A 13,446-nucleotide genomic window follows, 5' to 3' on the forward strand; every position below is an offset into this window, starting at 1 on the left:
TGCCCGCGGTCCCGGATGTGCTCGCCGAGTTCGATGAATACCTGGCGCTGCAGTGCGGCCGGTCGGAGCACACGCGCCGGGCGTACCGGGGTGACCTGGTGGCGTTGTTCGATTTCACCGGTGGCGGGCCGGAGACCGTGACCCTGCCGGCGCTGCGGTCGTGGCTGGCCGGCCAGGCTGCGGCCGGGGCAGCGCGGACCACGCTGGCGCGGCGCACTTCGACGGTCAAGACCTTTTCTACCTGGGCGGCCCGGCGGGGACTGCTGACCGACGACGTCGCTGCGCGGCTGCAGGTTCCCAAAGCCCACCGCACGCTGCCCGCGGTGCTCCGCCGCGATCAGGCGATCAATGCCATGGAGGCGATGAATTCCGCTGCCCGCGAGGGTGATCCGCTCGCGCTTCGGGACCGGCTGGTCGTGGAGATGCTGTACGCGACCGGCATCCGTGTCAGCGAGCTGTGCGGGTTGGACATCGACGACATCGACACCTCACGGCGGGTGCTGCAGGTGCTGGGCAAGGGCAACAAACAGCGCACGGTCCCGTTCGGTGAGCCTGCGCACATCGCTTTGACGGCGTGGCTCACCGAGGGTCGTCGGGCGTTGGCCACTGCCGATTCCGGACCGGCGTTGTTGCTCGGGGCCCGAGGGAAACGGCTGGACCCGCGTCAGGCCCGCACCGTGGTGCATCAGACGGTCTCCGCCGTCGACGGCGCCCCCGACATCGGCCCGCACGGGCTGCGTCACAGCGCGGCCACCCACCTGCTCGAAGGCGGTGCCGATCTGCGCATCGTGCAGGAATTGCTGGGCCACACCTCCTTGGCCACCACGCAGCTGTACACCCATGTCACCGTGGAGCGGTTGCGTGCCGTGCACGACCAAGCTCACCCGCGCGCCTGACATCGCCGAAGAGGAGAAACCCGCAATTCGATCCACTGTGGACCTGCCATCCGGACCCGTCTCGTATCTCACCTGGGCGCCACACCAACCCGTTTCAACCGTCGTATTGCTGCACGGCGGCGGCGTGGACAACGCTTCGTTGTCGTGGGGTGGTATCGGCCCCCGACTGGCCGAGGCGGGTTGTCGCGTCATCGCCCCGGACCACCCCGGCTATGGCCAGAGTCCGCCGGGGCGAGTGGCGGTGACCCAGGAACGGTTGGTCGCCTACGTAGGGGAGTTCGTCGACCGGATTCAGTTGGACCGCTACGTGATCGGCGGGTTGTCGCTCGGCGGCGGGATGACCATCGGCCATGTGCTCGACCGGCCGGACCGGGTGACCGGCGCGATGTTGCTGGGCAGCTACGGCCTCATGCCGAGGCTGTCGGACGGACCGCTGTCGGGCGTCCGCCAGCTGGTCACCTGGGCGATGCTGCGGACGGGTCTGCTCGGTGCGGTGACCCGTTGGGCGGGCGGCAACCGGGCCGCGATGACCCGCAGCATGCACGCGCTGATCAGGGATCCGCGACAGCTGACCGACGAGTTGTTGGACGAGATCATGACTGCGGCAGAACAACCCGGCGGATTCGACGCATTCGAACAATGGCAACGCGACCAGGTGCGGTGGAACCTGCTGCGCACCGTCTACACGCCACGGCTGGGCGAGCTGAGGTGCCCCACTCTCGTCGTCCACGGCGACCGCGATCCCGGCGTTCCCGTCGCGCGGGCTCGCGCCGCGGCCGGACTCATCCCCGATGCCCACCTCACAGTGGTTGCAGGCGCCGGACATTGGGTTCAGCGCGACCGTCCTGACGTCGTGCTCGATGCGATCATCGGATTCCTGCGGAACATCAACGCAACAGCTTGAGCACCTCGGCGATGTGCGGCAGCGCGGATTCGCGGCCGGGCCATTCGTCGAACACCGTCCAATAGCTGATCCCGAACCGGCGTTGGCGGTCCACCAACGCCTCGGCCATCTGCTCATAGGTGCCGAACAGCGCAAACGGCGATTCCAACAGCAGTTCCGCCGATGTTCCCAGCGGTCCGGCCACCTCCGCCGCCGCGGCCGCCGGGTCGTCGGTGTGGACCACGAACTGCAGCAAGGCATTGAGTTCGATGGCTTCGAATCGGTCACCCGCGGCGTCGGCGACGACCTCGATCCGGTCCAGCAACCCCGCGACACCGAAATGGGTCAGCCGCACCTCGGTGGCGTCGTGGTTGTGGCTGAAACCAGCCAGCCCGGCGACGTCGGCGATTCGACCGGCCAGTTGCAGCACGCGTGTGCCGTTACCGCCGATGAGCAGCGGGACGTCGACGTCAGGCGGCGCGACCAGGGCACCGGCGTCCGCCCGCACGCAGTAGTGCGCACCGTCAACATCCACGGGCTCGCCGGCCAGCAGTGGACGGATCACCTCCACCGACTCGATCAGCCGGTCAACCCGCGTGCCACCGGGATCGAATTTCAGCCCGGCGGCGTCATATTCGGACTTCATGTGGCCCGCACCCAGGCCCAACTCGAACCGCCCACCGGACAGCGCGGCCACGCTCACCGTTTCCCGGGCGGTGTCGACCGGGTGGCGCAGATCGTTGTTGAGCACCAATGTGCCGGTGCGCAGATGTGAGGTGACCGCACAGGCGGTGGCGGCACCGCTGAACGGGGCCAGCGTCGGCGCGAGATGATCGGGAATGGTCAGCACGTCGAATCCGGATTCCTCGACCGTGCGGGCGAACTCCGCGAAAGCAGCACCGCGGGGTAGCGCGGTGTGCAGACCGAATCGCATCGGCCGGGTGCGATGGGATTGCGCCGCGACGGTCATGGTTTCGACACTAGGCCGCACGCTCGGGGTGCACGGGTCACCTGGCCAGTGGTTTGAGGCGGATCGGTGTCTCGGCCAGCAGCCCCAACGGGTTGACGTAGTCCGCCCGGGCGGCCGCACCCCACATCGCCCCCCAATGCAGGCAGGCCGTCGCCGCGCACCCCGGATGACCGGCCAGCAGCGGGCCGAGCAGCTGGCCGGCGGTGACGGTCTGTCCGGGCCGCACCACGGCCTGTACCGGCTCGTAGCTGGTGCGCAGCCCGCCCGGGTGGGCCACCGAGACCACCGGCCGCCCGGCCAGGACTCCGGCGAACACCACGGTGCCGCCCCCCGCGGCATAGACCGGCTGCTCGGGGACGGCAGCCAGGTCGACGCCTCGGTGGCCGCGGTTCCAATTGGGGGAAGGCGCATCGAAACCCCTGGTCACCGTCGGCCGCGGGGACACCGGCCAGTGCAGCCGGGAGCCTTCGGCGTGCGCGGCCGCCGGCCATGCCCACGCCATGGTCATCAGCAGCGCCGCCGCGGCAAACCTCACCGCCCCAGTTCACCGTCAATCCCAGCCGGTTCGGAAGCCCCGATATCGAGTCTGTGGATGAACGGGCCCGCGTTTGCCGCGTGGTAAAAGCACCCACCAGCAGCGTGTAAACTTCTACCCGCAGCTCGCTTGCGGGCTGACTTCGCGTGTCTGCGCACATCGATCGCCTAAACGGGGTCGTACACGGGTGCCGACGGTCCTGACCTGGGGTTTCCCAGAGCGGGTTCGGCAACCGGCAGGCACCAGGGCCTGGCATCACCCGAAGCCGGGCGGCAACCGACAACATAAAGGAATGAGCTCATGGCTGTTGTGACCATGAAGCAGCTGCTGGACAGCGGCGCTCACTTCGGGCATCAGACCCGACGCTGGAACCCCAAGATGAAGCGGTTCATCTTCACCGACCGCAATGGCATCTACATCATCGATCTACAGCAGACGCTGACCTACATCGACAAGGCTTACGAGTTCGTCAAGGAGACGGTTGCCCACGGTGGCACCGTCCTGTTCGTCGGCACCAAGAAGCAGGCGCAGGAGTCCATCGCCGAAGAGGCCACCCGCGTCGGCATGCCGTACGTGAACCAGCGCTGGCTGGGCGGCATGCTCACCAACTTCTCCACCGTGCACAAGCGCCTTCAGCGCCTCAAGGAGCTTGAGGCCATGGAGCAGACCGGTGGCTTCGAGGGGCGCACCAAGAAGGAAATCCTCATGCTCACGCGTGAGAAGAACAAGCTGGAGCGCAGCCTCGGCGGTATCCGGGACATGCAGAAGGTGCCTTCGGCCATCTGGGTCGTCGACACCAACAAGGAGCACCTGGCGGTCAACGAGGCCATCAAGCTGGGCATCCCGGTCATCGCGATCCTGGACACCAACTGCGATCCGGATCAGGTCAACTACCCGATCCCGGGCAACGACGACGCCATCCGTTCGGCTGCCCTGCTGACCAAGGTCGTCGCCTCCGCGGTGGCCGAGGGCCTGCAGGCCCGAGCCGGCGCAGGCAAGGGTGATGGAGAAGCTCAGGCCGAGGGCGCCGAGCCGCTCGCCGAGTGGGAGCAGGAGCTGCTGGCCGGTGCGACCGCAGGCGCCGGCGAGGGTGAGGCCGCTGCTGCACCCGAAACATCCACTGACGCTTCGTAATTCCAGGAGAAGTCTTACATGGCTAATTACACCGCTGCCGACGTCAAGCGCCTTCGGGAGCTGACCGGCTCCGGCATGATGGACTGCAAGAACGCGCTGGCCGAATCGGACGGCGATTTCGACAAGGCCGTCGAGTTGCTCCGTATCAAGGGCGCCAAGGACGTCGGCAAGCGCGCGGAGCGCGCCACCGCCGAGGGTCTGGTCGCGGCCAAGGACGGCGCTCTCATCGAGCTGAACTCCGAGACCGACTTCGTCGCCAAGAACGCCGAATTCCAGGAGCTCGCCAACCAGGTCGTGGCGGCCGCCGCTGCCGCCAAGGCCGGCGACGTGGACGCTCTCAAGGCTGCCAAGATCGGTGACACCACGGTCGAGCAGGCCGTCGCCGACCTGTCCGCCAAGATCGGCGAGAAGCTCGAGCTGCGTCGGGCCGCCTACTTCGACGGCACGGTCGAGACCTACCTGCACAAGCGTGCCGCGGACCTGCCGCCGGCCGTCGGTGTGCTGGTCGAGTACAGCGCCGGGGACGCGGACAAGGGCAAGGAGGCCGCTCACTCGGTCGCCCTGCAGATCGCCGCGCTCAAGGCCAAGTACCTCACCCGTGAGGACGTCCCGGCCGACATCGTCGCCAACGAGCGGCGCATCGCCGAGGAGACCGCGAAGGAAGAGGGCAAGCCCGAGCAGGCGCTGCCCAAGATCATCGAAGGCCGCGTCACAGGCTTCTACAAGGATGTCGTGCTGCTGGACCAGCCGTCGGTGTCCGACAACAAGAAGTCCGTCAAGGCCCTGCTCGACGAGGCCGGGGTGACCGTGACCCGCTTCGTGCGGTTCGAGGTCGGTCAGGCCTAGCACCAGAAGACTCGGGCGGCACACCACACCCGGTTTGACGGCTCAGCCGTCCACACCCGATGGACGGCTCAGCCGTCGGCCGCTCGTCGCAAAACCCCGCGCTTGATCCGGCGATCCCGGAAGCGCGGGGTTTTGTTCTTCCCGGCTCGCCGCAGGAAGCCCAGACACCCAAAGTGCGGGGTTTTGTCCATTCGTGACCCGGTCGGTGCCGGGTAGTTGCTCACGCAGGGGCGACTGGCTTTGCCGATGTGGGAGTGTGGCAGGTAGCAATGGTGTTGGAGGTGACATGCGCATAGGTGTGGTATTTCCGCAGACGGAACTCGGCGGAGATCCGGGAGCCGTGCGCGCCTACGGCCAGCGTGTCGAAGAGTTGGGCTTCACCCACATTCTGGCCTATGACCATGTCGTCGGGGCCGATCCGGCAGTGCATCGGGACTGGTCCGGGCCCTATGACCTGTACACCACGTTCCACGAGCCGATGGTGATGTTCGGCTACCTCGCCGCGGTCACCTCGCTGGAGCTGGTCACCGGCGTGGTCATCCTGCCGCAGCGCCAAGCTGTGCTGGTGGCCAAGCAGGCGGCCGAGGTAGACCTGCTCACCGAGGGGCGATTGCGCCTGGGCGTGGGGCTGGGCTGGAACCAGGTCGAGTACGAGGCGCTCGGCGAGGAATTCGGGAACCGCGGCAAGCGGTCCGAGGAGCAGGTCGAGCTGATGCGTCGGTTGTGGACCGAATCCTCGGTAACGTTCGAGGGCCGGTACCACCGGGTGACCGGGGCCGGTCTGGCGCCGTTGCCCGTACAGCGCCCGATCCCGGTGTGGTTCGGAGGGTCCTCTGCCCGGGCCCTGGAGCGGGCCGGACGTTTGGGCGACGGTTGGTTCCCCATGGTTGCGCCCGGTGTCGAGCTCGAGGAGGCCAGGGCCCGAGTCGAGCGTGCCGCCGTCTCGGCCGAACGCGACCCGGCGACCATCGGAATGGAGGGTCGGGTGGCCTGGGCCGGCGATCCGGACAAAACCGCCGCCGACATCGCGGCATGGGCTGACGCCGGAGCCACCCATGTCACGGTGAACACCATGGGCGCTGGCCTGCGGACAGTCGACGAGCATCTGGCCGCGCTGCAGAGCGTGGCTCGGGCGCAGTGACGGACTGCTAGCGTCGCAGCGTGACTAGCGGTCCGCGCCCCGCGCGAAAAGCCCCGACCCGTTGCAGTGCCTTCGGCGATGATGCCCTCGGCGAGCACGATGCGGTCGGCCTGGTCGAGGAGTTGCGGGCCGGGCGGGTGTCGGCAGCAGATCTGATCGAGGCGGCGATCGCCCGGGTCGAAGCGGTCAATCCGACTCTCAACGGTTTGGCGTTCGAAGCCTTCGACCGGGCCCACGCCCGGGGTGCCGCACCCAGCAGCTACGGCGGGTATTTCGACGGCGTCCCGACCTTCGTCAAGGACAACGCGGCGGTCGAGGGGATGCCGACCATGCGCGGAACCGACGCGTGGGAGCCTCAGCCCGAACCGGCCAACGGCGACTTCGCCCGCGCCTACCTGGCCACCGGGTTGGTACCGCTGGGCAAGACGCGGCTCTCGGAGTTCGGGTTCAGCGCGTCGTGTGAGCACCCGCGCCTCGGGCCGGTCCGCAACCCGTGGAACCCTGCCTACACGGCGGGCGCCTCGTCGTCGGGTTCGGGGGCATTCGTCGCGGCAGGGGTGGTTCCCATCGCGCACGCCAATGACGGGGGAGGGTCGATCCGGATCCCGGCCGCGTGTAACGGGTTGGTCGGTCTCAAACCGACGCGGGGCCGGCTGCCGCAGGACAAGGACATGCGCACGATGCCGTTGCGGATCGTGTCCGACGGTGTACTGACCCGATCGGTGCGTGACACCGCCGCGCTGCTGCGGGAGATGGAGCGGGTCTACCGCAACCCCAAACTGCCGCCGATCGGTGACATCAGCCGCCCGGGCAAGCAGCGTCTGCGTATCGCGGTGTGCACGCAGTCCGTCGTCCACGACGCCGGTGTCGAGATGACCGAACTGACCCACAAGACAGCCGCGCTGCTCGAAGAACTCGGCCACCGGATCACCGTGATCGGCAATCCGGTCCAGGCTCGGTTCAAGGACGATTTCCTGTTGTACTGGGCATTTTTGGCGTATGCCCTGGTGCGCGGAGGCAAGCGGTCCTTCGGCCCCGGTTTCGACCGCGACAAACTGGACAATCTCACGTTGGGGCTGGAACGGCACGCCTCCCGCAACCTCTATCGTGTCCCCGCGGCGATCGCCCGGCTGGCCCGGTCGCGGCGGATCACCGAGCGGTTGTCCAACAGTTACGACGCGGTGCTCATGCCCACTTTGGCCGAGCCCACCCTGGAGATCGGCCGGCTCGACCCGGCGGCGGACTACGAACAGATCATCGACCGACTGCTGAGCTGGGTGGCCTTCACGCCGCTGCAGAACGCCACCGGGGATCCGGCGATCTCGCTGCCGCTGGCCCAGACGGCCAACGGCTTGCCCGCGGGGATGATGCTGTCGACGACCCGCGGCCGTGAAGCCCTGCTGCTGGAACTGGCTTTCGAGCTCGAGGAGGCCAGGCCATGGCCGCGGATTCAGGACCCGGCCCCGGCTGCCCCGCGCAGGCGAGCGCGAAAAGCGGCGAAATAGACGTCGGGCGCTGGGCGGGTACTCCGAGCCTGCTCCTATGATGACCGGCAGGTGTCGGACTTTGCGGGGGGTTGAATGACGTCTGGGCCAGAGGAGCAGTGGAGCCAGGACGGTCGGGGATCGATTCGCTGGCAGGATCCGGCTACCGCCACGCCACGGCCGCCGACGGTGGCCGAGGCGCGACAGCGCGACAAGATGCAGAAGGAACGCGAGGCCGCCGAGGAATGGGCCCGGCTCCAGCAGGAGACCCGCGACCAGCGTGCGGCCACGGGCAAGAAGGTACTGATGGGCTCGGTGGCCGTGGTCGGTGTCGTCGGTGTCATCGCGCTGGGCTACCACCTGTTGCACAAAGAAGAGATCGCGGCGTCCTGCGTCAAGGACGGCACCAACGAGGTCGTGCCGGACTCGTACTGTTCCAGTGGCCACAGCAGCGCCGGCGGCACCTTCATCTACTTGGGTTCGCCGTACCGCTATTACTACGGCGGCAACAACGGTGGGGTTGGCACCATCGCACGCGGCGGGACATTGGAGATGCCCAAGGGGACCACCGCCAGGACGAAGTCGGGGACATCGATCTCGCGCGGCGGTTTCGGCTCGTCGTCGAGCTACGGCAAAAGTTCAGGGAGCTGAATGCGCCGCCAACGTAGTTCCCCGCGACCGGGCTGGGAACAGATCGTCGCCGACCAGGGGATGTGTTACGGGACTCCGGCGCGCGACGCGACCGGAGCCGACCGCCCGTACTGGGACGAATCGGTGCACTACGTGTTCGACATGGACGAAGTGCTGTCGATCGAGGCCTCCGTCGAGGTGCTCCACTCGATGTGCCTTGAAGCTGTTGAGCACGTCGTGCTGACCGGTCGCTACCGCGATTTCGGGCTTCCCGAGTGGAGCTGGGAGCATATCGAGAAGTCTTGGCGGCGAAGCGATCCGCACCTGTACGGCAGATTCGACCTACGTTATGACGGCCGTCGGCCGCCGGTCCTGTTGGAATACAACGCCGATACGCCCACCACGCTGCTGGAGGCGGCGATCCTGCAGTGGCACTGGAAGACCGACGTCTACCCAGCCGACGATCAATGGAACTCGTTGCACGAGAAGCTGGTTGCCCGCTGGACTGAGATCCGTGACCAGCTCCCGGGTGCCGAGACTTATTTCACCTGGTCGGGTGCTGAGCACACCGGCGAGGACCACGTCACGGTGGCCTACCTGCAGGAGTGCGCAGCCGAAGCCGGTCTGCACACCGTGGGCCTGGCCATCGAGGACATCGGGTTCGACCAGGATCTCGACCGCTTCGTCGACCTGGAGGAAGCTCCGATGTCGTCGATCTTCAAGCTCTACCCGTGGGAGTGGATGCTCGACGACGATTTCGGCCGCCGGGCCGTCGAACAGTTGCCGGCCACGATGTGGGTGGAACCGCTGTGGAAGACGTTGCTGAGCAACAAGGCGATCCTGGCGGTGTTGTGGGAGATGTACCCCGGGCATCCGAATCTGTTGCCTGCCTATGTCGACGACCCGCATGAGCTGACCGACTACGTGCGCAAACCCAAATTGGGGCGTGAGGGTGCCAACATCACCATCGTGGGTGCCGGGTACGAGACCGAGACGGGCGGTGTGTACGGCGAAGAGGGCTACGTATACCAACTGCTCGATCCGCTTCCACAATTCGACGACATGCGCCCGGCATTGGGGGCGTGGATCGTCGGCGACGAATCCGCCGGACTCGGAATCCGCGAGACTTCTGGTCTCGTCACCGACAACGGCGCTGCCTTTGTGCCACACCGCATCCCGCTGTGACCCCGGAAGGAACAACCCCAATATGACTACCACCATGGTTGCGCTCGGCTCCGATTACTGGTCGTTCCTCGGACACGGCGTTTCGGCGATCGTGCTGTACTCGATTGTCGGTGTGGCGCTGATGATCCTGGGCTTCTACGTCATCGACTGGACCACGCCCGGCCCGCTGCGCACACTCGTGCAGGCCGGGCGGCCCAACGCCGCCGCGGTGGCGGCTTCCGGCGTGTTGTCGATGGCGTTCATCGTCGTAATCGCCATCTACAGCTCCCTGGGTGACTTGGTCCAAGGCCTGATCACCACGCTGGTGTTCGGTCTGTTGGGCATTGCGGCTCAGGCTGTCTCGGTCCGGTTGGTCGGGGCGATCAAGGGCATCGACATCGGCGGCGTCCTGGCTTCCGAGAGGTTCACCCCGCAGGTCCTGGTGGTGACGGCCGCGTATGTGGCCTTCGGCCTGATCATCGCGGCGGCAATCCTGTAGCTCGCGCTACAGGGCGCGGCACACCGAGGCGGTCGCGCGGGCCAGTGCGGCCGGGCCGTCGCGCAAGGCCTGCTCCAACGGGGTGCCCGGTTCGGTGATGGCCACCAGTTTCTCGACCCCGTGGGCCAGCAGGATGTCGGCGTCGGCCGCCACCCGGCCGGCGAATATCGCCACCCGGGCCCCGGTGCGTGCGGCCACCTGCGCGACGCCGAACGGGGTTTTGCCCAACAAGGTCTGGGCATCGACGCTGCCCTCGCCGGTGAACACCCAGTCTGCGCCGGTCAGCGCCTGCTCCAGGCCGACGGTCTGCGCGATCACCTCGACACCGGGATCGCAGTCGGCGGCAAGGAATTCCATCAGTCCGAAGCCCAGGCCGCCGGCTGCCCCGGCGCCCGGGCGGTTCGGGCGAGCATGCCCCAGGGCGGTTTCGGTCACGCCCACCAACCGGGTCAGCGCGGCCTCAAGTGTCTCGACATCAGCGGGGCCGGCACCTTTCTGAGGGCCGAAAACGGCGCTGGCGCCGCCGGTCCCGAGCAGCGGTGCGGTGACGTCGGAGGCGATCTGAACGTGGACACCGGCCAGTCGGCGGTCCAGGCCCGAGGTGTCGATGTGATGGAGCCGGGTGAGAGCTGCGCCGCCGGGCGGCAGGGCGGCGCCGTCGGTGTCGGTGAAGGTCACCCCGAGGGCGGTGAGCATGCCGACCCCGCCGTCGTTGGTCGCTGATCCGCCGATCCCGATCAGCAGCTCGGTCGCGCCGTGATCCAGCGCCGAGGTGATCAGCTGTCCGACACCGAATGTGCTGGCGCGCAGTATATCCCGGTCTGCCGGTGCCACCAGCTCCAGCCCGGAGGCGCCGGCCATCTCGATCACGGCCAGGCGGCGTCCGCCGACGTAGCCGTAGGTGGCCTGCACCGGTCGTGCGAGTGGATCGGTGACCTCGACCGTGATGCGTTCGCCACCGAGCGCGTCGACGACAGCGTCGACCGTCCCTTCGCCGCCGTCTGCCATCGGCACCCCGATGCACTCGGCGTCGGGCAGTACCGACCGGACACCTTCGCGCATCGCCGCCACGGCTTGCGACGCGGTCATCGACTCCTTGAAGGAGTCTGGGGCCAGAACGATCTTCATCGTTCTGGAACTTACCGATTGTGCGGCCGCGCGGCGCGGTATGAGTGGCCGGGGGAGCGCGCTGTTCAGATCACCGCGTGGGCCAGGAGCCGCTTGAGTTCGCGTCTTTGCTCGCCGTCGAGTCGGTCGAGTACCTCGTCCTCGGCGGCGAGCACCGAGGCTTCTGCGTGCTTGAGCAATCCGGCTCCCTCGGCAGTCAGCTCGGCCGGCAGCGCCCGTCCCGAGTTGACGGTAGCGGGCCTGCGCACCGCGCCCCGGTCCTGCAGTCCGCGCAGCACGTTGTTCATGGCCTGCGGCGAGACGTTGGTGTGACGGGCCAGCTCGGCATTGGACTGGCCGGGCGCCATGGACAGCACTCGCAGGCAGACGAATTCCGGCAACGTGAGTCCGAGTGGCTGCAGCCGCGCGGTGACCTTGGGTTGCAACACCGCGACCACGCGGTACATCAGGTATCCGAGAGGCTGCTCCTCCAGGATGCCGCCCATTTCGGCGTTCATATCAACCATATTGACACATATCAACCACGTTGATATACCGGACGTATGACCACATCAAGCGAAATGTCTGACGCAATGTTCGAATCCGCCTATCGCGGCGAGGCTCCCGATCTCGTCGGGGCCCGTCCACCGTGGAGCATCGGCGAACCGCAACCCGAGATCGCGGCGCTGATCGCCGAAGGCAAAGTCCACGGCGAGGTGCTCGACGCCGGCTGCGGTGAGGCGGCCACCGCACTGGACCTGGCGGCGCGGGGATTCACCACGGTCGGGCTGGACCAATCGGCCACCGCCATCGACATGGCCCGGGCCGAGGCTGCCAAGCGGGGGCTGGCCAACGCCACCTTCGAGGTTGCCGACATCAGCGCCTTCACCGGCTACGACGGCCGCTTCGGGACGATCATCGATTCGACGCTGTTTCACTCGATGCCCGTCGAACTGCGGGAGGGCTACCAGCAGTCGATCGTGCGTGCCGCCGCCCCCGGTGCCTCCTACTTCGTGCTGGTTTTCGACAAGACGACGATGGGCGACGCCGGCCCCGCCAACCCGGTCAGCCAGGACGAACTGCGCGAGGTCGTCGGCAAGTACTGGGTGATCGACGACATCCGCCCGGCCCGTATCCACGCCCATGTGCCGCCCCAGTTCACCAACTTTGCCGACTTCGCCGGTTCCGACATCCAGGACGAGGGCAACGGCCGCAAATCGGTGGCGGCGTGGCTGCTTCAGGCGCACCTGGGATAGTTGCCAGTCACCTGCGCCCGCCGGCGACACTCGGTCTGCGAAGGCTCCCCCCACTAGGTGTGCTGCTCGCTATAGGGCAGGATGGAGAAGGCCGTCCAGGGGTAACCCGGGTGGCTCTCTACATGCGAGGAGTGCCGAGGAGACCCATGGCGGATCCGACTGTCACCGGCGAGGGCGCAGCACCCATTCGTCCCTTCTATACGAGGGTTCTGCTGAAGCTTGGCGGAGAGATGTTCGGCGGTGGCGAGGTCGGCCTCGACCCCGACGTCGTTCATCAGGTAGCCCGCCAGATCGCCGCAGTGGTGCGTAGCGGCGTGCAGGTCGCGGTCGTCATCGGGGGCGGAAACTTCTTCCGCGGCGCACAACTGCAGCAGCGCGGCATGGAACGCACGCGCAGCGACTACATGGGCATGCTCGGAACCGTGATGAACAGCCTTGCGCTGCAGGACTTCCTGCAAAAAGAGGGCATCGACACCCGCGTGCAGACCGCCATCACCATGGGTCAGGTCGCCGAGCCGTACATCCCGTTGCGGGCAGTGCGGCACTTGGAGAAGGGTCGTGTCGTCATCTTCGGTGCCGGCATGGGCCTTCCGTATTTCTCCACCGATACCACCGCCGCGCAGCGCGCCCTGGAAATCGGGGCCGAGGTTGTGCTGATGGCCAAGGCCGTCGACGGCGTCTACACCGCCGACCCGCGCGAGGACCCGAATGCTGAGCTGCTCACCGAGGTCAGCCATCGCGACGTCATCGATCGCGGCCTGCGCGTCGCCGACGCCACCGCCTTCAGTCTGTGCATGGACAACCGGATGCCGATGCTGGTCTTCAACCTGCTGACCGAAGGCAATATCGCCCGCGCGGTGGCGGGTGAGAAGATCGGAACACTGGTCACCACCTGAACTGG

Annotated in this window: 15 protein-coding genes; 11 read left to right on the forward strand and 4 right to left on the reverse strand. The window is 67.3% G+C overall.

Going from position 1 to position 13,446, the window contains the following annotated elements; all coding sequences use genetic code 11:
• Positions 1–17 precede the first annotated feature (17 nt).
• Together E0T84_RS09190 and E0T84_RS09195 are read left to right on the forward strand one after the other, a co-directional pair.
• Positions 18–896: a tyrosine recombinase XerC gene (locus tag E0T84_RS09190; RefSeq protein WP_371725771.1), complete on the forward strand. Its 879-nt coding sequence runs from the start codon at positions 18–20 to the stop codon at positions 894–896.
• Positions 862–1,800 (forward strand): alpha/beta fold hydrolase, encoded by a 939-nt coding sequence (locus E0T84_RS09195; RefSeq protein ID WP_249383601.1) that lies wholly within the window; start codon positions 862–864, stop codon positions 1,798–1,800. Before E0T84_RS09190 ends, E0T84_RS09195 begins: the two co-directional genes overlap by 35 nt.
• On the opposite strand, the gene E0T84_RS09200 is transcribed toward E0T84_RS09195, so the two are convergent.
• Together E0T84_RS09200 and E0T84_RS09205 are read right to left on the reverse strand one after the other, a co-directional pair.
• Positions 1,784–2,749: a TIGR03621 family F420-dependent LLM class oxidoreductase gene (locus E0T84_RS09200; protein WP_171054959.1), complete on the reverse strand. Its 966-nt coding sequence runs from the start codon at positions 2,747–2,749 to the stop codon at positions 1,784–1,786. The two genes, E0T84_RS09195 and E0T84_RS09200, sit on opposite strands and share 17 nt — an antisense overlap.
• 37 nt (positions 2,750–2,786) lie before the next feature.
• Positions 2,787–3,257, reverse strand: coding sequence for a M23 family metallopeptidase (locus E0T84_RS09205; RefSeq protein ID WP_138744341.1), 471 nt, complete (start codon positions 3,255–3,257; stop codon positions 2,787–2,789).
• Positions 3,258–3,584: 327 nt separating this feature from the next.
• On the opposite strand from E0T84_RS09205, the gene rpsB reads away from it, so the two are divergent.
• From rpsB to E0T84_RS09240, 7 genes are all read left to right on the forward strand, one after another.
• The gene (gene rpsB / locus E0T84_RS09210) at positions 3,585–4,418 is read left to right on the forward strand and encodes a 30S ribosomal protein S2 (RefSeq protein ID WP_138744269.1); all 834 of its coding nucleotides are present in this window, start codon (positions 3,585–3,587) and stop codon (positions 4,416–4,418) included.
• Between the two features lie 18 nt (positions 4,419–4,436).
• Positions 4,437–5,264 carry a translation elongation factor Ts gene (gene tsf / locus E0T84_RS09215; protein ID WP_138744270.1) on the forward strand — a complete coding sequence of 276 codons (828 nt, stop codon included), beginning with the start codon at positions 4,437–4,439 and terminating at the stop codon, positions 5,262–5,264.
• Between the two features lie 286 nt (positions 5,265–5,550).
• Positions 5,551–6,405 (forward strand): LLM class F420-dependent oxidoreductase, encoded by an 855-nt coding sequence (locus tag E0T84_RS09220; RefSeq protein WP_070944134.1) that lies wholly within the window; start codon positions 5,551–5,553, stop codon positions 6,403–6,405.
• 20 nt (positions 6,406–6,425) lie between these two features.
• A complete protein-coding gene (locus E0T84_RS09225) occupies positions 6,426–7,910 on the forward strand; it encodes an amidase (protein ID WP_070944133.1) in 1,485 nt (494 codons plus the stop codon).
• Between the two features lie 75 nt (positions 7,911–7,985).
• Complete coding sequence (locus tag E0T84_RS09230) at positions 7,986–8,540, forward strand: hypothetical protein (protein ID WP_138744271.1); 555 nt, start codon at positions 7,986–7,988, stop codon at positions 8,538–8,540.
• Positions 8,541–9,704, forward strand: a complete 1,164-nt coding sequence (locus tag E0T84_RS09235) for a glutathionylspermidine synthase family protein (RefSeq protein ID WP_138744272.1) — start codon at positions 8,541–8,543, stop codon at positions 9,702–9,704.
• A 22-nt stretch (positions 9,705–9,726) separates the two neighbouring features.
• Positions 9,727–10,182 (forward strand): DUF350 domain-containing protein, encoded by a 456-nt coding sequence (locus tag E0T84_RS09240; RefSeq protein WP_110765104.1) that lies wholly within the window; start codon positions 9,727–9,729, stop codon positions 10,180–10,182.
• A gap of 6 nt (positions 10,183–10,188) precedes the next feature.
• On the opposite strand, the gene E0T84_RS09245 is transcribed toward E0T84_RS09240, so the two are convergent.
• Positions 10,189–11,310, reverse strand: a complete 1,122-nt coding sequence (locus E0T84_RS09245; protein ID WP_070944130.1) for a glycerate kinase — start codon at positions 11,308–11,310, stop codon at positions 10,189–10,191.
• Between the two features lie 65 nt (positions 11,311–11,375).
• Positions 11,376–11,807, reverse strand: coding sequence for a MarR family winged helix-turn-helix transcriptional regulator (locus tag E0T84_RS09250; protein ID WP_371725751.1), 432 nt, complete (start codon positions 11,805–11,807; stop codon positions 11,376–11,378).
• A gap of 45 nt (positions 11,808–11,852) precedes the next feature.
• On the opposite strand from E0T84_RS09250, the gene E0T84_RS09255 reads away from it, so the two are divergent.
• Together E0T84_RS09255 and pyrH are read left to right on the forward strand one after the other, a co-directional pair.
• Positions 11,853–12,545: a class I SAM-dependent methyltransferase gene (locus E0T84_RS09255; protein ID WP_138744273.1), complete on the forward strand. Its 693-nt coding sequence runs from the start codon at positions 11,853–11,855 to the stop codon at positions 12,543–12,545.
• 146 nt (positions 12,546–12,691) lie between these two features.
• A complete protein-coding gene (pyrH, locus tag E0T84_RS09260) occupies positions 12,692–13,441 on the forward strand; it encodes a UMP kinase (RefSeq protein WP_070187928.1) in 750 nt (249 codons plus the stop codon).
• The last annotated feature ends 5 nt before the right edge of the window (positions 13,442–13,446 follow it).

This window comes from Mycobacterium sp. DBP42 (assembly GCF_005924235.1).
GTDB classification, from domain to species: domain Bacteria; phylum Actinomycetota; class Actinomycetes; order Mycobacteriales; family Mycobacteriaceae; genus Mycobacterium; species Mycobacterium syngnathidarum.